Source organism: Pseudomonas frederiksbergensis, assembly GCF_001874645.1.
Classification (GTDB): Bacteria; Pseudomonadota; Gammaproteobacteria; order Pseudomonadales; family Pseudomonadaceae; genus Aquipseudomonas; species Aquipseudomonas frederiksbergensis_B.
Genome location: NZ_CP017886.1, coordinates 539326 through 559265, shown reverse-complemented (window position 1 = coordinate 559265; position 19940 = coordinate 539326). Strand labels below are relative to the sequence as shown.

17 protein-coding genes are annotated in these 19940 nt (G+C 58.6%); 10 read left to right on the top strand and 7 right to left on the bottom strand.

The features are described from left to right. Positions 1–317: 317 nt before the first annotated feature. Positions 318–1574 carry an NADP-dependent isocitrate dehydrogenase gene (gene icd / locus BLL42_RS02790; RefSeq protein ID WP_071550691.1) on the top strand — a complete coding sequence of 419 codons (1257 nt, stop codon included), beginning with the start codon at positions 318–320 and terminating at the stop codon, positions 1572–1574. A gap of 128 nt (positions 1575–1702) precedes the next feature. Continuing rightward, complete coding sequence (locus BLL42_RS02785; RefSeq protein ID WP_071550690.1) at positions 1703–2728, top strand: IS110 family RNA-guided transposase; 1026 nt, start codon at positions 1703–1705, stop codon at positions 2726–2728. Positions 2729–3011: 283 nt separating this feature from the next. Here the strand turns inward: BLL42_RS02785 and cspD are convergent, their stop codons facing one another. Then, positions 3012–3275, bottom strand: coding sequence for a cold shock domain-containing protein CspD (gene cspD / locus BLL42_RS02780; protein ID WP_071555685.1), 264 nt, complete (start codon positions 3273–3275; stop codon positions 3012–3014). A gap of 226 nt (positions 3276–3501) precedes the next feature. Here cspD and clpS point away from each other — a divergent pair, with 226 nt between their 5' ends. Continuing rightward, the gene (gene clpS, locus BLL42_RS02770) at positions 3502–3885 is read left to right on the top strand and encodes an ATP-dependent Clp protease adapter ClpS (protein WP_071550688.1); all 384 of its coding nucleotides are present in this window, start codon (positions 3502–3504) and stop codon (positions 3883–3885) included. A gap of 29 nt (positions 3886–3914) precedes the next feature. Next, complete coding sequence (gene clpA, locus BLL42_RS02765; RefSeq protein ID WP_071550687.1) at positions 3915–6185, top strand: ATP-dependent Clp protease ATP-binding subunit ClpA; 2271 nt, start codon at positions 3915–3917, stop codon at positions 6183–6185. Positions 6186–7106: 921 nt separating this feature from the next. On the opposite strand, the gene infA is transcribed toward clpA, so the two are convergent. The 4 genes from infA to trxB form a co-directional block, all read right to left on the bottom strand. Then, positions 7107–7325, bottom strand: a complete 219-nt coding sequence (infA, locus tag BLL42_RS02760) for a translation initiation factor IF-1 (protein ID WP_002553999.1) — start codon at positions 7323–7325, stop codon at positions 7107–7109. A gap of 111 nt (positions 7326–7436) precedes the next feature. Beyond that, the gene (locus BLL42_RS02755) at positions 7437–8144 is read right to left on the bottom strand and encodes an arginyltransferase (protein WP_071550686.1); all 708 of its coding nucleotides are present in this window, start codon (positions 8142–8144) and stop codon (positions 7437–7439) included. Positions 8145–8202: 58 nt separating this feature from the next. Beyond that, positions 8203–8883 (bottom strand): leucyl/phenylalanyl-tRNA--protein transferase, encoded by a 681-nt coding sequence (aat, locus tag BLL42_RS02750; RefSeq protein ID WP_071550685.1) that lies wholly within the window; start codon positions 8881–8883, stop codon positions 8203–8205. Between the two features lie 64 nt (positions 8884–8947). Beyond that, positions 8948–9898, bottom strand: coding sequence for a thioredoxin-disulfide reductase (gene trxB, locus BLL42_RS02745; RefSeq protein ID WP_071550684.1), 951 nt, complete (start codon positions 9896–9898; stop codon positions 8948–8950). Between the two features lie 343 nt (positions 9899–10241). Here trxB and ftsK point away from each other — a divergent pair, with 343 nt between their 5' ends. Genes ftsK through cysG form a run of 6 tightly spaced genes read left to right on the top strand, consistent with a single transcriptional unit; the run spans position 10242 to position 17751 of the window. Next, positions 10242–12647, top strand: coding sequence for a DNA translocase FtsK (gene ftsK, locus BLL42_RS02740; RefSeq protein WP_071550683.1), 2406 nt, complete (start codon positions 10242–10244; stop codon positions 12645–12647). 58 nt (positions 12648–12705) lie between these two features. Next, positions 12706–13329, top strand: a complete 624-nt coding sequence (lolA, locus tag BLL42_RS02735) for an outer membrane lipoprotein periplasmic chaperone LolA (RefSeq protein WP_019689841.1) — start codon at positions 12706–12708, stop codon at positions 13327–13329. A gap of 33 nt (positions 13330–13362) precedes the next feature. Next, positions 13363–14685 (top strand): replication-associated recombination protein A, encoded by a 1323-nt coding sequence (locus BLL42_RS02730; protein WP_071550682.1) that lies wholly within the window; start codon positions 13363–13365, stop codon positions 14683–14685. After that, positions 14685–15059: a fluoride efflux transporter CrcB gene (crcB, locus tag BLL42_RS02725; RefSeq protein WP_071550681.1), complete on the top strand. Its 375-nt coding sequence runs from the start codon at positions 14685–14687 to the stop codon at positions 15057–15059. Before BLL42_RS02730 ends, crcB begins: the two co-directional genes overlap by 1 nt. A gap of 16 nt (positions 15060–15075) precedes the next feature. Further along, positions 15076–16356 (top strand): serine--tRNA ligase, encoded by a 1281-nt coding sequence (gene serS, locus BLL42_RS02720; RefSeq protein ID WP_071550680.1) that lies wholly within the window; start codon positions 15076–15078, stop codon positions 16354–16356. Beyond that, positions 16357–17751, top strand: coding sequence for a siroheme synthase CysG (gene cysG / locus BLL42_RS02715; protein ID WP_071550679.1), 1395 nt, complete (start codon positions 16357–16359; stop codon positions 17749–17751). Positions 17752–17853: 102 nt separating this feature from the next. On the opposite strand, the gene BLL42_RS02710 is transcribed toward cysG, so the two are convergent. Then, complete coding sequence (locus BLL42_RS02710; protein ID WP_071550678.1) at positions 17854–18855, bottom strand: glutathione S-transferase family protein; 1002 nt, start codon at positions 18853–18855, stop codon at positions 17854–17856. Positions 18856–18943: 88 nt separating this feature from the next. Next, entirely contained in the window at positions 18944–19927 is a 984-nt protein-coding gene (locus BLL42_RS02705) for a glycosyl transferase family protein (RefSeq protein ID WP_174553346.1), read from the bottom strand. Positions 19928–19940: the final 13 nt, after the last annotated feature.

Genomic DNA, 19940 nt, shown 5'->3' with positions numbered 1-19940 from the left:
TTGCTATTTATCTAGGAGCAGGAGGTCAGCCGTCGTGACCCTGTGGTCAGCGGCGGCATTATACATAGGTGGCTGGCAATCTGCCGATGGTTCATAGGCAACGATTCTCGTCCATTGGTCTAAAGGTCGCAGGAGGGTGTTGGGGCGTAGAGTTGTTCGCCGTGCTTGAGTTTGGCGCTTTTCCCTTTGCTTTCAGGCTTGTACGTCGCGAACTGTGCAGCTTTGCGGCAGATGGATGGAACATAGGGTTTGCCTGCCGATTTAACTGGGGTACGCTCGGACGAGCCAGATGTTCAATCCAAACAATGGAGTTCAGCATGGGATACAAGAAGATTCAGGTTCCAGCAGTCGGCGACAAAATCACCGTCAATGCGGACCATTCTCTCAATGTTCCTAACAACCCGATCATCCCTTTCATTGAAGGTGATGGTATTGGCGTTGATATCAGCCCGGTCATGATCAAGGTTGTCGATGCTGCTGTTAAGAAGGCTTACGGCGGTGAACGCAAAATTTCCTGGATGGAAGTCTACGCCGGGGAAAAAGCGACTCAGGTTTACGATCAGGACACCTGGCTGCCTCAGGAAACTCTGGATGCAGTCAAGGATTACGTGGTTTCCATCAAGGGCCCGCTGACCACGCCGGTCGGTGGCGGTATCCGTTCCCTCAACGTAGCGCTGCGTCAGCAACTCGACCTTTATGTGTGTCTGCGTCCCGTGCGCTGGTTCGAAGGCGTGCCTAGCCCGGTGAAGAAGCCTGGCGACGTCGACATGACGATCTTCCGCGAGAACTCGGAAGACATCTACGCGGGTATCGAGTGGAAGGCCGGTTCGCCGGAGGCGACCAAGGTCATCAAGTTCCTGAAAGAAGAAATGGGCGTCACCAAGATCCGTTTCGACCAGAACTGCGGTATCGGCGTCAAGCCGGTTTCCCTGGAAGGCACCAAGCGTCTGGCGCGCAAGGCGCTGCAATACGTTGTCGATAATGATCGCGATTCGCTGACCATCGTCCACAAAGGCAACATCATGAAGTTCACCGAAGGTGCCTTCAAAGAGTGGGCCTACGAAGTGGCCGCTGAAGAATTCGGCGCAACCCTGCTCGACGGTGGCCCGTGGATGCAGTTCAAGAACCCGAAAACCGGCAAGAACGTCATCGTCAAGGATGCCATCGCCGACGCCATGCTCCAGCAGATCCTGCTGCGCCCGGCTGAGTACGATGTGATCGCGACCCTGAACCTCAACGGTGACTACCTGTCCGATGCCCTGGCGGCTGAAGTCGGTGGTATCGGTATCGCGCCAGGCGCCAACCTGTCCGACACCGTGGCGATGTTCGAAGCGACCCACGGCACTGCACCGAAGTACGCCGGCAAGGACCAGGTAAACCCGGGTTCGCTGATTCTGTCTGCTGAAATGATGCTGCGTCACATGGGCTGGACCGAAGCGGCCGACCTGATCATCAAAGGCACCAACGGCGCAATCTCGGCCAAGACCGTGACCTATGACTTCGAGCGTCTGATGGAAGGCGCCAAGCTGCTGTCTTCTTCCGCGTTCGGCGATGCGCTGATCTCGCACATGTAAGCGGATTTGCGTTAAATAAAAAACCGGCCAACTCAAATGATGAGTCGGCCGGTTTAATGAGATGGTCACCCCCACACCCTGCGAGGGCTACGCTTTCGCAGGGTGTTTTGTTTTCGGAGGCCATCATCATGAGCGAGTCAGCGCTGATCGGAATCGATCTCGGTAAACACAGTTTCCATCTGCACGGCCAGGACAAATCCGGGCGAGAGGTGTTTCGCAAGAAGCTCTCGCGCCCACAGATGATGCAGTTCTTCGGCAACCTACCGGCCTGTACCGTGGTGATGGAGGCGTGTGCCGGCGCGCATTTTGTCGCTCGTCAGCTGATCGCCATGGGGCATCAGGCCAAACTGATTTCTCCGCAGTTCGTCCGGCCCTTCGTCAAGGGCAACAAAAACGACTTCGTGGATGCCGAGGCCATTTGCGAAGCCGCTTCACGTCCGTCGATGCGCTTCGTCTCGCCTAAAACCGAGGCCCAGCAGACTCTTTCCGTTCTGCACCGCCTGCGCGAATCGCTGGTGCACGACCGCACCAAAGCCGCCAATCAGATGCACGGTTTCCTGTTGGAGTTTGGTATCAGCCTGCCCAAAGGTCTGGCGATCATGAAACGTTTGGCGAGTATCTTGGCCGAGCATGAGTTGCCGGTTCGGCTCACCGGGCTGTTGCAACAACTGCACGATCACTTCGTTTGCCTGGATGAGCAGATCAAGGAACTGGATAAAGAGCTGGCAAGCCAACTGGCCGCCGATGATCTGGGCAGTCGCCTGCTGAGCATGCCGTGTGTCGGCCCGATCACCGCCAGCCTGTTGGCTGTCGAAATGGGCGACGGCCAACAGTACAAGTGCAGTCGCGACTTCGCCGCGTCTGTGGGTCTGGTGCCCAGACAATACAGCACCGGTGGCAAGGCGAATTTGCTCGGCATCAGCAAGCGCGGTGACAAGCACCTACGGCAATTGCTGGTGCAGTGTGCTCGGGTCTACATGCAAAGGCTGGACTACCAGCGCGGCCGTTTGGCCGACTGGGTACGCTCAATGCTGACGCGACGCCACTCGAACGTGGTGGCCTGTGCCTTGGCTAACAAGCTGGCGCGGATCGCGTGGGCGCTAGCGGCCCACCATACGCAGTATGAAGCAGGGCCAGACGCGCTGAACGCCTGACCCTGCGGTTGTTGCAGTACCACGAACCACCCTTCAGGTTTTGCGATAGCTGAACAACGGATGACGTGAACGGCCCACCGGCCTGACGAACAACCTGGCACAAAAATCGGCTTTAGAAAGCCGTCGGTTTTTTCAGGATCGTCAGGCGCGACTCTCATCGTGGCGCGGGGCATGCCCCAAACAGACGCCGGATAGATTTAAGCAAGCCAACCACTTCACCCATTAATCAGTATTGCAAAAACGGGGGTGACCATAGATTTTTATGACTGGATGTTCGGTGGTATCAGCTCAGCACTGTCTCGTGCTGGACGGTCGTTGCTGGCGCGGGCGCGTTGGCCTTTACCGTGGCTGAATCGATGTTGATCGCGTGCAGGCCTTTGGGGCCCTGGATGATCTCGAAACTCACGGGCTGGCCTGCTTTCAAGGTCTTGTAGCCGTCCATTTTAATGGCCGAGTAGTGGGCAAAGAGATCTTCGTCGTTGCCGTCCTCGTTGATGAAGCCATATCCCTTGGCATTGTTGAACCACTTGACCTTACCGCTAGCCATGCTCATATCCCTCTGCAACAGACTCCATCACTGGAGTATCATCCAGTTAATCCGCGTCAAACCCCTGGAAGCAGGGTTGACTCAGCGGACCTTTTTTACCCACTGTGGGCTCTATTGGTTGTAACACTGATTTGCCGATAGTCAAGGTGACCACGCAGTCGGAGTTGAAAAGCTCTGGGGCCGCCCCCACCACTGTATCCAGCTCAACTAACGAACCTTTCTTTCCATGCATGCAATCAGCCAGATTCGACTAACATTCAATCAGGATCGCCCGACTCTCCAGAAAGATCACCCGGAGGGACACGACGACGATTCAGCAGGCATTGCTGTACAGGAGGCTAAGCCTGCGTTACAGGCGCCGCCGATGTACAAGGTGGTTTTGTTCAATGATGACTACACACCGATGGATTTCGTCGTCGAAGTGCTCGAGGTGTTTTTTAACCTGAATCGCGAGCTGGCGACCAAGGTCATGCTGGCCGTTCATACAGAAGGACGGGCAGTATGTGGAGTGTTTACCCGCGACATCGCCGAGACCAAGGCCATGCAGGTCAACCAGTACGCCAGGGAAAGCCAGCATCCGCTACTCTGTGAAATCGAGAAGGACGGTTAACGCCGACCACTTGGGTATGAGGTGAAGCTATGTTAAACCGCGAGCTCGAAGTCACCCTCAATCTCGCCTTCAAGGAGGCGCGTTCGAAACGTCATGAGTTCATGACCGTCGAACACCTCCTGTTGGCTCTATTGGATAATGAGGCTGCCGCCACCGTTTTGCGTGCCTGCGGCGCAAACCTCGACAAACTCAAGCATGACCTGCAGGAGTTCATCGACTCCACCACGCCGTTGATCCCCCTTCATGACGAGGATCGCGAAACCCAGCCAACCCTGGGTTTCCAGCGTGTACTGCAACGTGCTGTCTTTCATGTACAGAGCTCGGGCAAGCGCGAAGTGACTGGCGCCAACGTGCTGGTCGCAATCTTCAGTGAGCAAGAGAGTCAGGCAGTGTTCCTGCTGAAACAGCAGAGCGTTGCACGCATTGATGTCGTCAATTACATCGCTCATGGCATTTCGAAAGTGCCAGGGCATGGCGATCACTCTGAAGGTGAGCAAGATATGCAGGACGACGAGGGCGGTGAGTCTTCTTCTTCAGGCAATCCTCTGGATGCTTATGCCAGCAACCTCAACGAACTTGCACGCCAGGGCCGTATCGACCCGTTGGTAGGGCGTGAAATGGAAGTTGAGCGTGTCGCGCAGATTCTGGCGCGTCGGCGTAAAAACAATCCGTTGCTGGTCGGCGAGGCAGGCGTGGGTAAAACCGCAATCGCCGAGGGCCTGGCCAAGCGCATTGTCGACAATCAGGTCCCTGATCTGTTGGCCAACAGTGTGGTTTACTCGCTCGATCTGGGCGCGTTGCTGGCGGGGACCAAATACCGCGGCGATTTCGAAAAACGCTTCAAGGCGTTGCTCAATGAGCTGAAAAAACGTCCGCAGGCGATCCTGTTCATCGACGAGATCCACACCATTATTGGTGCGGGCGCCGCTTCTGGCGGCGTCATGGATGCTTCGAACCTGCTCAAGCCGCTGCTGTCGTCGGGTGATATCCGTTGCATCGGCTCGACCACGTTCCAGGAATTCCGTGGAATCTTCGAGAAAGACCGTGCCTTGGCTCGGCGCTTCCAGAAGGTCGATGTGTCGGAGCCTTCGGTCGAAGACACCATTGGTATCCTGCGCGGCCTGAAAGGGCGCTTTGAGCAACATCACAATATTGAATACAGTGATGAGGCCCTGCGTGCCGCTGCCGAACTGGCATCGCGCTACATCAATGACCGGCACATGCCGGACAAGGCCATCGACGTGATCGACGAGGCGGGTGCCTATCAGCGTCTGCAGCCAATCGAGAAGCGTGTGAAGCGCATCGAGGTGCCTCAGGTCGAGGATATTGTGGCGAAGATCGCGCGGATTCCGCCAAAACACGTCACCAGCTCCGACAAAGAGCTGCTGCGTAACCTTGAGCGCGATCTGAAGTTGACGGTGTTTGGTCAGGATGCGGCGATCGATTCCTTGTCCACCGCGATCAAGCTGTCCCGCGCCGGCCTGAAGTCGCCTGACAAACCGGTCGGTTCGTTCCTGTTTGCCGGCCCTACCGGTGTCGGTAAAACCGAAGCGGCCCGGCAACTGGCCAAGGCGTTGGGGATCGAGCTGGTTCGCTTTGACATGTCCGAGTACATGGAGCGCCACACCGTTTCGCGTCTGATCGGTGCACCTCCAGGCTACGTCGGGTTCGACCAGGGCGGCCTGCTGACTGAAGCGATCACCAAACAGCCGCACTGCGTGCTGTTGCTCGATGAGATCGAGAAGGCGCATCCGGAAGTCTTCAATCTGCTGTTGCAGGTCATGGACCACGGTACGCTCACCGATAACAATGGGCGCAAGGCGGATTTCCGTAACGTGATTGTCATCATGACGACCAACGCCGGTGCCGAAACCGCAGCTCGGGCTTCTATCGGCTTCACGCATCAGGATCACTCGTCTGACGCGATGGAAGTGATCAAGAAGAGCTTTACGCCGGAATTCCGTAACCGTCTGGACACCATTATCCAGTTTGGTTGCCTCAGTCATGAGGTCATCAAAAGCGTGGTGGACAAGTTCCTTACCGAACTGCAGGCGCAGCTGGAAGACAAGCGTGTACTGCTTGAGGTCACCGACGCTGCACGCAGTTGGCTGGCGGCTGGTGGCTACGATGCGACTATGGGTGCGCGACCAATGGCTCGCTTGATCCAGGACAAGATCAAGCGTCCGCTGGCAGAGGAGATTCTCTTTGGCGAGCTGGCCGAACATGGCGGTGTGGTGCACATCGACATCAAGGATGGCGAGTTGACGTTTGACTTCGAGACCACAGCAGAAATGGCCTGACAGCCTTGTAACAAAAACGAAAGGCGCCTGATGGCGCCTTTTTGCTGTCTGCGGTTTGGGTTTGGGTTTGGGTTTGGGTTTGGGGTGTATATCCATTGCTGCGGTAACGGCTGCTGGTGGTTTCGCTCTTACAGCGAGTCACTTTTGACAAGCGCCTCAAAAGTAACCAAAAAGTATCGCCCCGAGCGTACGGCGCCTCGCTAAAGCTCGGCGTTCCCTCGTTTCGGCATTCATCAGGAGGCATCGCCTACGGTCTGCTTCGCGACGACCTCCTCTCGATGTGTCCGGCTACGCCGTACGGCGCTACGCGCCAACCTCCTGATGAACACCTCCACTCGGCCTTCCGAAGGGGCGGGTAAAGCAAGATCAAAAGCAAAGCACGGCGACCTACCGGCCGGCCTGAGTGGTTGGGGTGTGTTTGGCTTTGGATGCTACGAAGAGGGTGGGGGCGATCGAATACCTGGAGCAAGGCTTGCCCGCGATGACGGCCTGAGTGTTGGTCGATTTCTGGTGGATGTGCTCGATGCGGAACGCTTTGGCTTTTGATGTTGATCTGCTTTTGATTTCTCGCCCCTTCGGCAGGCCGAGCGTAGGTGTTCATCAGGGGGGTAGGCGCGCAGCGCCGTTCGACGGAGTCGAACACATCGAGAGGAGGTCGTAGCGAAGCAGACCGTAGGCGATGCCCCCTGATGGATACCGTAGCGAGGGGACACCGAGCCTTGGCGAGGCGCCGTACGCCGGGGCGAAGCCTTTTGCTTACTTTTCGGCGTTTGGAAAAGTGAGTCGCTGTAAAAGCGAAACCGCCAGCAGCCCTAACCGCAGCAACGGATATGCCCCCAACCGACGGGCCAGTCAAAGCCTTGAACAAATCCTGCGCAAACAAAAACGCCCGGCAGAGCCGGGCGTTTTGTATTGACTTGATTAGCGAGCGCGGTAAGTGATGCGCCCTTTGCTCAAGTCATAGGGCGTCAGCTCGACGCGCACTTTGTCACCGGTAAGAATACGAATGTAGTTCTTGCGCATCTTGCCGGAAATATGTGCGGTTACGACGTGCCCATTTTCCAACTCCACACGAAACATGGTGTTGGGCAGGGTGTCGACGACAGTGCCTTCCATTTCGAAGCTGTCTTCTTTCGACATGCAGTAAAGCCCTCGGTATCCAATGAATGGCCCGGTGCAACTGCGCCAGGCAAAAGCGGCGTGCATTGTGCCCGAAAAGTGGGGTTTAAGCCAAGGGCTTTAGGGCTGAACCTAGTTCAGTACCACCCAGCGCTGATTAATCAACAGCTCTATGGGGCGATATTGGGTCTTGTAGTTCATTTTTTTGCAGTTTTTGATCCAGTATCCGAGGTAGACGGCGTCTAGTCCCAGGCGCCGGGCCTCGTTGATTTGCCAGAGAATCGCGTAACGCCCCAGGCTGCGACGATCTTCATCAGGCTCATAGAAGGTGTAAACCGCCGACAAACCGTTGGGCAGCAGATCAGTCACGGCAATCGCCAGAAGACGGCCTTCGAGACGGAACTCATAGAATCGTGAAAACGGCAGGTCGCGGACCAGAAAGGTCGAAAACTGATCGCGGCTGGGTGGGTACATGTCGCCATCGGCGTGGCGTTGCTCGATATAGCGCTGGTAAAGGTCGAAATATTCTTCGCTGTAACCCGGTTTGGCCGGGTGAACCTGCAGGTCGGCATTGCGTTTGAAAATGCGTTTCTGCTGACGGTTAGGCAAAAAATGCGCAATGGGTATGCGTGCAGGCACGCACGCATTGCAATTTTGGCAATGCGGCCGGTACAGGTGATCGCCACTGCGGCGAAAACCCATTTCCGACAGGTCTGCATAGACATGCACATCCATGGGCTGGCTAGGGTCGAGGAACAGCGTGGTGGCCTGTTCATCGGGCAGATAGCTGCAAGAGTGGGGCTGAGTGGCATAAAACTTGAGGCGCGCCAACTCGGTCATGAATCAACCCTCGGGAATAGCTGTTCAATTAAGTGTAAGCCACGGGCGCAAAAGTCGCTTAGCAAACCCATGGAGCGCGGCCGGGTTGATCAAGGTGTTGCTGAAGATAGCCAGCAAACTCTCGGCGCGGGATAGCCCGGGCTCCAAGGCTGTGCAGGTGATCGGTCGGCATCTGGCAGTCGATCAGCACGAAGCCGGCGTCCTTGAGGTGATTGACCAGCGTGGCGAAGCCGAACTTGGAGGCGTTGTCGGCGCGGCTGAACATCGACTCACCGAAAAACAGCTGTCCCATGGCCAAGCCGTAGAGCCCACCCACCAGCAGCCCTTGGTCCCAGACTTCTACTGAGTGGGCGTATCCGCGAGCGTGCAGCTCCATATAGGCGGTTTGCATCGCATCGGTGATCCAGGTGCCGTCTGCGTAGTCCCGCGGTGCTGCGCAGGCGCGTATGACGGCAGGGAAGTCCTGGTCGAACGTCACTTCGTAGCGCTTTTGGCGCAACAGCTTGCCGAGGCTGCGAGAAACATGCAGTTCGTCGGGAAACAATACGGTGCGTGGATCCGGTGACCACCAGAGGATCGGCTGCCCCTCAGAGAACCAGGGGAAACAACCGTGGCGATAAGCCTGGATCAGCCGGTCAGCGCTCAGGTCGCCGCCAGCGGCAAGCAGGCCGTTGGGGTCGCGCATGGCTTTTTCCAGCGGCGGGAATTTCAGGGAGTCGCGTTGTAACCAGGTCAGCATGGCATCCAGGCTTGCAGAAGGGGAGGGCAGCGGCAGGCCTGGGCCTGCCGCAATGAATGTCCTATCAGTTGTCGTCGAGGTACTTTTCAGCGTCCAGTGCCGCCATGCAACCGGCACCCGCGGAGGTCACCGCCTGGCGGTAGACATGGTCGGCCACATCGCCGGCTGCAAACACCCCTTCGATCTCGGTGGCGGTGGCGTTGCCTCCGCTGCCGCCCCGGACTCGCAGGTAGCCGTTATGCATCTCCAGCTGACCCTGAAACAGGTCGGTATTGGGTTTGTGGCCAATGGCGATGAATACGCCGGTCAGCGCCAGGTCTTTCATCTCGCCGGTCAGGCTGTCGCGCAGGCGTGCACCGGTTACGCCGCTGGCATCGCCCAGTACCTCTTCAAGGTTCTGGTTCCAGTGCAGGCGGATGTTGCCATTTTTGGCGCGTTCGAACAGTTTGTCCTGAAGAATCTTCTCTGCGCGCAGCTTGTCGCGGCGATGGATCAGGTGCACTTCCTTGGCGATGTTGGCCAGGTACAGCGCTTCTTCAACGGCCGTGTTGCCGCCGCCAATCACCGCGACCACCTGATTGCGGTAGAAAAAGCCATCGCAGGTGGCGCAGGCAGAAACGCCTTTGCCGGCAAAGGCGTCTTCAGAGGGCAATCCCAGGTATTGCGCCGAGGCGCCGGTCGCGATAATCAGTGCGTCGCAGGTGTAGGTGCCACTGTCGCCGGTGAGTCGGAACGGTTGCTGCTGCAACTCTGCGGTGTGAATGTGGTCGTAGACGATCTCGGTGTCGAAACGCTCGGCGTGTTTTTGCATGCGCTCCATCAACACTGGGCCGGTCAGGCCCTCGACATCGCCTGGCCAGTTGTCGACTTCAATGGTGGTGGTCAATTGACCGCCGGCTTGCAGGCCCGTGATAACGGTCGGCTTGAGGTTGGCGCGAGCGGCATAAACAGCGGCGCTGTAACCGGCAGGGCCGGAACCCAGAATGATCAGGCGTGAATGCTTAGCTTCGCTCATAAAAACACCTCATAAGCCTTTGTCACAAAAGAGAATGCATGCTCAAATTGAAGCGCGCGCAACGTACTTTTGGCTATGCTACACCTTAGCTGCTCTGGCGTGGCATCGTGCGGGTAAACCCGTACAATGCCGGTCTGTATCGGGATGTTCCGAATTCTTCGTTATAAAAGATCGTCCGAACGCGGCCCGAACCTTCGGCAGCTCCTACGGATTCAGATTTCGATGTCAGAGTGTTAAAAGTAGTCACTGTTGCGCTTGTTAACTTTGTTACCTGCCCGGATTGGGCAGTTTTTTGTAGTCAATCAACAGTTGGACGCGCTACAGGCGCAGGAAAAGACGCGTTTTGAAGAAATCCACCGCAGCACCTAAAACAGTAGTTCCACTCTGGCGTCAGCATCTGCACTACCGGCTCAAGGAAGGTGCACTGATCGCCATCGGTGCCTTGTGCCTGTTCCTGATGATGGCCTTGCTGACCTATGGCAAGGACGATCCGGGCTGGAGTCATAACAGCAAAATCGACGATGTACAGAACTTCGGCGGGCCGGCCGGCTCCTACAGCGCCGATATTCTGTTCATGGTGCTGGGTTACTTCGCCTATATCTTCCCGCTGTTGCTGGCGATCAAGACCTATCAGATCTTCCGCCAGCGCCACGAGCCGTGGCAGTGGAGCGGCTGGCTGTTTTCCTGGCGCCTGATCGGCCTGGTGTTTCTGGTGTTGTCGGGCGCCGCCCTGGCGCATATCCATTTCCACGCCCCGACCGGTTTGCCGGCTGGAGCCGGCGGTGCATTGGGTGAAAGCCTCGGCGATCTGGCGAAGAACGCGCTGAATATACAGGGCAGCACCCTGATGTTTATCGCGCTGTTTTTGTTCGGTCTGACCGTGTTTACCGACCTTTCGTGGTTCAAGGTGATGGACGTCACCGGCAAGATCACCCTCGACCTGTTCGAACTGTTCCAGGGGGCCGCCAATCGCTGGTGGGCTGCGCGCACCGAACGTCAGCAACTGGTTGCGCAATTGCGTGAAGTGGACGATCGGGTGCACGACGTCGTGGCACCGACCGTGACCGACAAACGCGAGCAAGCCAAGGTCAAAGAGCGCCTGATCGAGCGTGAGCAGGCCCTGAGCAAGCACATGTCCGAGCGCGAGAAGCAGGTTCCGCCGGTCATTGCTCCAGCGCCGCCCAAAGCGCCGCTGCCAAGCAAACGCGTCGAAAAAGAGAAGCAGGCGCCGCTGTTCGTTGACAGTGCGGTGGAAGGCACCTTGCCGCCGATCTCGATCCTCGACCCGGCAGAAAAGAAACAACTCAACTATTCGCCTGAGTCGCTGGCTGCGGTCGGCCATCTGCTGGAAATCAAACTCAAGGAGTTTGGTGTCGAGGTTTCGGTGGATTCGATTCACCCAGGCCCGGTGATTACCCGTTACGAAATTCAACCGGCGGCCGGGGTAAAAGTCAGCCGTATTTCCAACCTGGCCAAAGACCTTGCGCGTTCGCTGGCAGTGACCAGTGTGCGGGTGGTGGAAGTGATTCCCGGCAAGACCACGGTCGGCATCGAGATTCCCAACGAAGACCGGCAGATCGTGCGCTTCTCCGAAGTGCTGTCGACGCCGGAATTCGATGACGCCAAGTCGCCGGTCACCTTGGCCCTGGGCCACGACATCGGCGGCAAGCCAGTCATCACTGACCTGGCAAAAATGCCTCACCTGCTGGTGGCCGGTACTACCGGTTCCGGTAAGTCGGTGGGTGTGAATGCGATGATTCTGTCGATTCTGTTCAAGTCGGGCCCGGAAGACGCCAAGCTGATCATGATCGACCCGAAAATGCTTGAGTTGTCGATCTACGAAGGCATTCCGCACCTGCTGTGCCCGGTGGTCACCGACATGAAGGACGCCGCCAACGCGTTGCGCTGGAGCGTGGCCGAGATGGAGCGTCGCTACAAGCTGATGGCGAAGATGGGCGTGCGTAACCTGTCGGGTTTCAACCAGAAGGTCAGAGAGGCGCAGGAAGCCGGTACACCGCTGACAGATCCGTTGTACAACCGCGAAAGCATCCACGATGAAGCGCCGCTGCTGACCAAGCTGCCAACCATCGTGGTGGTGGTCGACGAATTTGCCGACATGATGATGATCGTCGGCAAGAAGGTTGAAGAGTTGATCGCGCGGATCGCCCAGAAAGCCCGTGCGGCCGGTATTCACTTGATCCTTGCGACCCAGCGTCCGTCGGTGGACGTGATCACCGGTCTGATCAAAGCCAACATTCCGACTCGTATGGCGTTCCAGGTATCGAGCAAGATCGACTCGCGAACCATCATCGACCAGGGTGGCGCCGAGCAATTGCTGGGGCACGGTGACATGCTCTACATGCCGCCGGGCACCAGTCTGCCGATTCGGGTTCACGGCGCGTTCGTTTCCGACGATGAAGTTCACCGGGTGGTTGAAGCCTGGAAACTGCGCGGTGCTCCGGAGTACAACGACGATATCCTCGCCGGTGTCGAAGAGGCCGGTAGCGGCTTTGACGGTGGCAGCGGCGGTGGCGACGATGACAGCGAAACCGATGCGCTGTACGACGAAGCGGTGCAGTTCGTGCTGGAAAGCCGTCGCGCCTCGATCTCTGCGGTTCAGCGCAAGCTTAAGATCGGCTACAACCGCGCTGCGCGCATGATCGAAGCCATGGAAATGGCCGGGGTCGTGACCTCCATGAATACCAACGGTTCGCGTGAAGTACTCGCCCCAAGCCCAATGCGCGACTGACCGGTGCCGCGTGAGGTCACGCGGCACACCATTCAAACGAATCTCAAAGAGGACTCCCATGCGTCTTATCCGCATGTTGCTGCTGCCGGTACTGGCTTTAACCACGCTCTCGGCCCACGCCGATGACAAGGACGTGGCGCGTCTGACTCAATTGCTCGAAAAATCGCAAACCCTGACCGCACGTTTCTCCCAGCTGACCCTCGACGGCAGCGGCACTCAGTTGCAGGAAACCGCTGGCGAGATGTCCTTGCAGCGTCCGGGCCTGTTCTACTGGCACACCGATGCGCCACAAGAGCAACTGATGGTTTCGGATGGCAAGAAAGTGTCCTTGTGGGACCCGGACCTGCAACAGGTCACCATCAAGAACCTTGATCAGCGCCTGACCCAGACTCCAGCCCTGTTGCTGTCCGGTGACGTCTCGAAAATCAGCCAGAGCTTCGCCATTACGTCCAAGGAAGCCGGCGGCGTGATCGACTTCACGCTCAAGCCCAAGACCAAGGACACGCTGTTCGACAGCCTGCGCCTATCGTTCCGCAACGGGATGGTCAATGACATGCAGATGATCGACAGCGTTGGCCAGCGCACCAATATCCTGTTCACCGGGGTCAAGGCCAACGAGCCGATTCCAGCCTCCAAGTTCAAGTTCGACATCCCCAAGGGTGCCGACGTGATCCAGGAATAAAGAGCCAAGAATAAGAGGTTTCAAGCGCAATCCATGGACTTGTTTCGCAGTGCCCCAATAGCTCAGCCACTGGCCGCGCGCTTGCGCGCGGCCAATCTGGACGAGTATGTCGGTCAGGAACACCTGTTGGCCCGCGGCAAGCCGTTGCGTGAGGCGCTGGAGCAGGGTGCCTTGCACTCGATGATTTTCTGGGGGCCGCCGGGCGTGGGTAAAACTACCCTGGCGCGGCTGCTCGCGGAAGTCTCGGATGCGCACTTCGAAACCGTCTCTGCGGTGCTGGCCGGGGTCAAGGAGATCCGCCAGGCCGTGGAAGTTGCCAAACAGCAGGCCGGGCAATATGGCCGTCGAACCATTCTGTTCGTCGACGAAGTGCATCGCTTCAACAAGTCGCAACAAGATGCCTTTCTGCCGTACGTTGAAGACGGCACGCTGATTTTCATCGGCGCGACCACCGAAAATCCGTCGTTCGAACTGAACAACGCACTGTTGTCTCGTGCGCGTGTTTACGTGCTCAAAAGCCTCGACGAAACCGCACTGCAAAAACTGGTGCAGCGGGCGTTGACCGAAGAACGTGGCCTGGGCAAGCGTCAGCTGAGCCTCGGCGATGACGGCTTCAAGATGCTACTCAGCGCCGCTGACGGTGACGGCCGGCGTCTGCTGAACTTGCTGGAGAACGCCTCCGACCTGGCTGAAGACGGCACGGAAATCGGCGTCGAGCTGCTGCAAAGCCTGCTCGGCGACACCCGGCGGCGTTTCGACAAGGGCGGCGAAGCGTTTTACGACCAGATCTCTGCGTTGCACAAATCGGTCCGCGGTTCCAACCCGGACGGCGCGCTGTACTGGTTCGCGCGCATGCTCGACGGTGGCTGCGATCCGTTGTACCTGGCCCGGCGTGTGGTGCGCATGGCCAGCGAAGACATCGGCAATGCCGACCCGCGTGCCTTGAGTCTGTGCCTGGCGGCGTGGGATGTGCAGGAGCGGCTTGGCAGCCCTGAGGGCGAGTTGGCGGTCGCGCAGGCGATTACCTATCTGGCCTGTGCGCCGAAAAGCAATGCGGTTTATATGGGCTTCAAAGCCGCCATGCGCAGCGCTGCCGAGCATGGCTCGCTGGAAGTCCCGCTGCATTTGCGCAATGCCCCGACCAAGTTGATGAAGCAGCTCGGTTATGGTGACGAATACCGTTATGCCCACGACGAACCGGACGCTTATGCTGCCGGCGAAGACTACTTCCCGGAGGAGCTGGCGCCGCAGCCGTTCTACCGTCCGGTACCGCGTGGCCTCGAACTGAAGATCGGCGAGAAGCTCAACCATCTTGCCCAACTTGACCGTCTTAGCCCGAAACAGCGGAGAAAGTAGTGATTCGAACTATTCTTGCGGTGTCCGTGGCTGGCATCGCTGGTACATTACTGCGTTTCGCAGCCGGCAATTGGGTCAACGCCCATTGGCCGCGGTATTTTTATGCGGCGACCCTGGCCGTCAATCTGGTGGGCTGTCTGATCATCGGTTTGCTTTACGGGCTGTTTCTGATGCGCCCTGAAGTGCCGATTGAAATTCGCGCTGGCCTGATCGTCGGTTTTGTAGGCGGTCTGACGACTTTTTCATCCTTTTCACTGGATACGTTACGCTTGCTGGAAAGCGGGCAGGCACCGATAGCCTTCGGTTATCTGGCCATCAGCGTATTCGGCGGGCTGCTCGCGACGTGGGCTGGCCTATCCTTGACCAAACTTTGATAAACGAGAGACCGACATGCTCGATTCCAAACTGTTACGTAGCAACCTTCAGGACGTAGCGGACCGCCTGGCATCCCGTGGCTATATCTTGGATGTTGCGCGCATCGAAGCGCTGGAAGAACAGCGCAAGACCGTCCAGACCCGCACCGAAGCACTGCAGGCTGAACGTAATGCGCGTTCCAAATCCATCGGTCAGGCCAAGCAGCGTGGCGAAGACATCGCGCCGTTGATGGCGGACGTCGAGCGCATGGCGAACGAGCTCGGTGCCGGCAAGGTCGAGCTGGACGCAATCCAGACCGAGCTGGACTCGATCCTGCTGGGTATTCCGAACCTGCCGCACGAATCCGTGCCAATTGGTGACGACGAAGACGGCAACGTCGAAGTGCGCCGCTGGGGTACGCCGACCACCTTCGACTTCGAGGTCAAGGACCACGTCGCGCTGGGCGAGAAGTTCGGCTGGCTGGACCTCGAAACCGCCGCCAAGCTGTCCGGCGCCCGTTTCGCCTTGCTGCGTGGGCCGATTGCCCGCCTGCACCGCGCACTCGCGCAGTTCATGATCAACCTGCACATCAACGAGCACGGCTACGAAGAGGCGTACACGCCTTATCTGGTTCAGGCGCCGGCCCTGCAGGGCACCGGTCAACTGCCGAAGTTCGAGGAAGACCTGTTCAAGATCAGTCGCGAAGGCGAAGCCGATCTGTACCTGATCCCGACGGCTGAAGTGTCGCTGACCAACATTGTTTCGGGCGAAATCATTGACCCGAAACTGCTGCCGATCAAGTTCGTCGCCCACACCCCGTGCTTCCGTAGTGAAGCCGGTGCGTCGGGTCGTGACACGCGCGGGATGATTCGTCAGCACCAATTCGACAAGGTCGAAATGGTCCAGATCGTCGAGCCGTCGACTTCTATGGAAGCGCTGGAAGGCCTGACCGCTAACGCTGAAAAAGTCCTGCAACTGCTGGAACTGCCATACCGCACCCTGGCGCTGTGCACCGGCGACATGGGCTTCAGCGCGGTCAAGACCTACGACCTGGAAGTGTGGATTCCGAGCCAGGACAAGTACCGTGAAATTTCGTCGTGCTCCAACTGCGGCGATTTCCAGGCCCGTCGCATGCAAGCGCGTTTCCGTAACCCGGAAACCGGCAAGCCAGAGCTGGTTCACACCCTGAACGGTTCCGGTCTGGCGGTCGGTCGTACCCTGGTGGCGGTGCTGGAAAACTATCAGCAGGCCGACGGTTCGATCCGCGTGCCAGCCGTGCTCAAGCCGTACATGGGCGGCCTTGAGGTCATCGGCTAAATGGAATTTCTGCCGCTGTTTCACAACCTGCGCGGCAGTCGTGTGTTGGTCGTCGGTGGAGGGGAGATTGCCTTGCGCAAATCCCGTCTGCTGGCCGATGCCGGTGCGCTGCTGCGGGTCGTTGCACCCGAGATCGAAGCCCAGCTGCGTGAGCTGGTGCAGAACAGCGGCGGCGAGCTGGTGTTGCGCGGCTATCGTGAGTCGGACCTCGACGGTTGCGGGCTGATCATTGCCGCCACCGACGATGAACCACTGAATGCGCAAGTCTCCAAAGACGCTCATCAGCGTTGCGTGCCGGTCAATGTGGTGGACGCGCCGGCCTTGTGCAGCGTGATCTTCCCGGCGATCGTCGACCGTTCGCCGTTGGTGATTGCCGTTTCCAGTGGCGGCGATGCGCCGGTGCTGGCGCGGTTGATCCGCGCCAAACTGGAAACCTGGATTCCCTCGACCTACGGTCAGTTGGCCGGGTTGGCGGCGCGTTTTCGCAATCAGGTCAAAGGTCTGTTCCCGGATGTGCAGCAGCGTCGGGCGTTCTGGGAAGAGGTTTTCCAGGGACCGATCGCCGATCGTCAACTGGCCGGGCAGGGCGCCGAAGCTGAGCGTTTGTTGCTGGCGAAAATCAACGGCGAATCCCCCAATGCCTCAGGTGAGGTGTATCTGGTTGGCGCAGGGCCGGGTGATCCGGATTTGCTGACCTTCCGCGCCTTGCGGCTGATGCAGCAGGCTGACGTGGTGTTGTATGACCGTCTGGTGGCACCGGCGATTCTTGAGCTGTGCCGTCGTGATGCCGAGCGGATCTATGTGGGCAAGCGCCGCGCCGATCACGCCGTGCCTCAGGATCAGATCAACCAGCAATTGGTGGACCTGGCCAAACAGGGCAAGCGTGTCGTGCGATTGAAGGGCGGTGATCCGTTCATCTTTGGCCGTGGTGGTGAAGAGATCGAAGAACTGGCGGCCCATGGCATTCCGTTTCAGGTTGTGCCGGGTATTACTGCCGCCAGCGGTTGCGCGGCCTATGCCGGGATTCCGCTGACTCACCGTGATTACGCGCAGTCTGTGCGCTTTATCACCGGCCACCTGAAGGATGGCACCTCGGATCTGCCGTGGAGCGATCTGGTCGCGCCCGCGCAAACCCTGGTGTTTTATATGGGGCTGGTGGGATTGCCGATCATCTGCGAGCAGTTGATCAAGCATGGTCGTTCGGCGGACACGCCGGCGGCATTGATCCAGCAGGGCACGACCCCTAACCAGCGCGTCTTCACCGGCACGCTGGCCAACCTTCCACAGCTGGTGGCGGAGCATGAAGTGCATGCGCCGACATTGGTGATTGTGGGGGAAGTGGTGCAGCTTCGCGAGAAACTCGCGTGGTTTGAAGGCGCCCAGTCGCAAGTTTGAGTGTCGTCAGTTGAAAAGATCGCAGCCTTCGGCAGCTCCTACGGAATGTTCCCATGTAGGAGCTGCCGCAGGTTCGGGCCGCGTTCGGACGATCTTTTGATCTTAATGTCTTAGCCAAACCCCTTTCCCGCTCAACCGTCCCCGATCATGCGCGGCAGTGAAATCCTGCGCCGGTCCCTTCGGCACAATGCCGGTCGGATTGATCGTGCGATGGCTCGCGTAGTAGTGCCCCTTGATGTGGGCAAAGTCCACGGTGTCGCTAATTCCCGGCCACTGATACAGCTCGCGTAGCCAGTTCGACAGGTTCGGGTAATCGGCGATCCGCCGCAGGTTGCATTTGAAGTGACTGTAGTACACCGCGTCGAAGCGAATCAGCGTAGTGAACAGGCGAATGTCCGCCTCGGTCAGGTACTCGCCCGTCAGATAGCGCTTCTCGCCCAGCCGGTTTTCCAGCCAGTCGAGTTCACTGAACAGCTGATCGAAAGCTTCTTCATAGGCCGTTTGCGACGTGGCAAACCCTGCCCGATACACGCCGTTGTTCACCGCCGGATAAATCCGTGCATTCAGCTCATCGATTTCAGCGCGCAGCGGCTGCGGGTAGAAGTCCAGGCCGTTGCCGGTCAGACCGTCGAAGGCGCTGTTGAACATGCGGATGATTTCCGCCGATTCGTTGCTGACGATGCGTTTTTGCAGGTGATCCCACAGCACCGGCACCGTTACGCGGCCGGTGTAGTCGGCGGCGTCCGCGGTGTAGCGCTGGTGCATGAACGTGAGGTGGTCGAGTTTGTCGCCACTGGAGCCGAAGGCCTTGTCGAAGGTCCAGCCGTTTTCCAGCATCAGCCAGCTGACCACCGACACATCGATCAGGCTTTCCAGGCCTTTGAGCTTGCGCAGGATCAGCGTGCGGTGCGCCCAGGGACAGGCGAGCGAGACGTAGAGGTGATAGCGACCGGCTTGCGCAGGGAAGCCGCCTTCGCCGCTGGGGCCGGGTTTGCCGTCGGCGGTCAGCCAGTTGCGGCGCTGCGCTTGTTCACGCTGGAACGCGCCGTCCTTGCTGCTTTCGTACCACTGATCACGCCAGTGCCCTTCAATCAGCAAACCCATTTCGAACTCCTCGGCTGTTAAACGTTGGAGTTCAGTTTAATCGGATGGGTTCGAACAAAAAGCGCAAAGGTTGAGCGTTAATGATCGATTAAATAGATTTGTTGCGAGCATCCCAGAACTGCTGAGCTCTGACGAAGGCTTCATCACGCGGCGTCCCGAGGCCGCGCAAGGCCAGGGCCATGGTCGAAATCAACGCCAATTGGGGATAGCTGTCGAGCACATCGCCGCGCCATACGGCTTTCAAGTGTTCAGGATCGAGGCTCGCCGGTTTGACGTGACGTTGAGCCGATAGCTGCGGCCATTCCTCGTCCCAGCGCTCACCGCCGGTGGTGCCGTACAAGTGACTGTCGGCGTCCGGGTTGATCTCGATTTCGCCGCCATCGCCCTTGATGACGATCACGTTATCGCCGAGCAAGCCGCTGGCGTCGCGATGCACACCCTGATAACCGGGGTGGAAGATACTTTGCAGGCCACAGCGCGCGCCCAGAGGATTGAGAATCCGTGCCAGCGAGTGGATCGGCGAACGCAGACCGAGGGTGTTGCGCAGGTCGATCATGCGTTGCAGTTGCGGCGCCCAGTCGCCCAGCGGAATGAACGCCAGATGGCCTTGTTCCAGCGCCGAACCCACTTGCTGCCAGTTACGGCACAACGGGATCTGCAACTGTTCGAGCAGTTGCTCGCTGTAGAGCCGTCCGGCGGTATGCGCGCCACCGCCGTGCATCAGGATCCGCACACCGTTTTGCGCCAGGCACTTGGCCGCCAGCAGGTACCACGGCAGGTGACGCTTTTTGCCGGCGTAGGTCGGCCAGTCCAGATCGACATTCAGCGCGGGTGCGTTCAGCCGCTCGCGCAAGGCCTCGGTGAAGCCCGCCAGCTCTTCCGGGCTTTCTTCCTTGTGCCGCAATAGCATCAGGAAGGCACCAAGTTGTGTGTCCTCGACCTCGCCGTCGAGCAGCATGCCCATGGCCTCGCGGGCCTCTTCGCGGGTCAGGCTGCGGGCGCCGCGTTTGCCTTTGCCGAGAATCCGCACGAACTGCGCGAAAGGGTGTTCGGCAGGCGTTTCAGTGATCAGTGGGGCGAAATCG

What these genes read in the sequence shown, in the direction of transcription:
- icd (WP_071550691.1), top strand. Translation starts at nt 318, where the DNA reads ATGGGATACAAGAAGATTCAGGTTCCAGCAGTCGGCGACAAAATCACC.
- BLL42_RS02785 (WP_071550690.1), top strand. Translation starts at nt 1,703, where the DNA reads ATGAGCGAGTCAGCGCTGATCGGAATCGATCTCGGTAAACACAGTTTC.
- cspD (WP_071555685.1), bottom strand. Translation starts at nt 3,275, where the DNA reads ATGGCTAGCGGTAAGGTCAAGTGGTTCAACAATGCCAAGGGATATGGC.
- clpS (WP_071550688.1), top strand. Translation starts at nt 3,502, where the DNA reads ATGCATGCAATCAGCCAGATTCGACTAACATTCAATCAGGATCGCCCG.
- clpA (WP_071550687.1), top strand. Translation starts at nt 3,915, where the DNA reads ATGTTAAACCGCGAGCTCGAAGTCACCCTCAATCTCGCCTTCAAGGAG.
- infA (WP_002553999.1), bottom strand. Translation starts at nt 7,325, where the DNA reads ATGTCGAAAGAAGACAGCTTCGAAATGGAAGGCACTGTCGTCGACACC.
- BLL42_RS02755 (WP_071550686.1), bottom strand. Translation starts at nt 8,144, where the DNA reads ATGACCGAGTTGGCGCGCCTCAAGTTTTATGCCACTCAGCCCCACTCT.
- aat (WP_071550685.1), bottom strand. Translation starts at nt 8,883, where the DNA reads ATGCTGACCTGGTTACAACGCGACTCCCTGAAATTCCCGCCGCTGGAA.
- trxB (WP_071550684.1), bottom strand. Translation starts at nt 9,898, where the DNA reads ATGAGCGAAGCTAAGCATTCACGCCTGATCATTCTGGGTTCCGGCCCT.
- lolA (WP_019689841.1), top strand. Translation starts at nt 12,706, where the DNA reads ATGCGTCTTATCCGCATGTTGCTGCTGCCGGTACTGGCTTTAACCACG.
- BLL42_RS02730 (WP_071550682.1), top strand. Translation starts at nt 13,363, where the DNA reads ATGGACTTGTTTCGCAGTGCCCCAATAGCTCAGCCACTGGCCGCGCGC.
- serS (WP_071550680.1), top strand. Translation starts at nt 15,076, where the DNA reads ATGCTCGATTCCAAACTGTTACGTAGCAACCTTCAGGACGTAGCGGAC.
- cysG (WP_071550679.1), top strand. Translation starts at nt 16,357, where the DNA reads ATGGAATTTCTGCCGCTGTTTCACAACCTGCGCGGCAGTCGTGTGTTG.
- BLL42_RS02710 (WP_071550678.1), bottom strand. Translation starts at nt 18,855, where the DNA reads ATGGGTTTGCTGATTGAAGGGCACTGGCGTGATCAGTGGTACGAAAGC.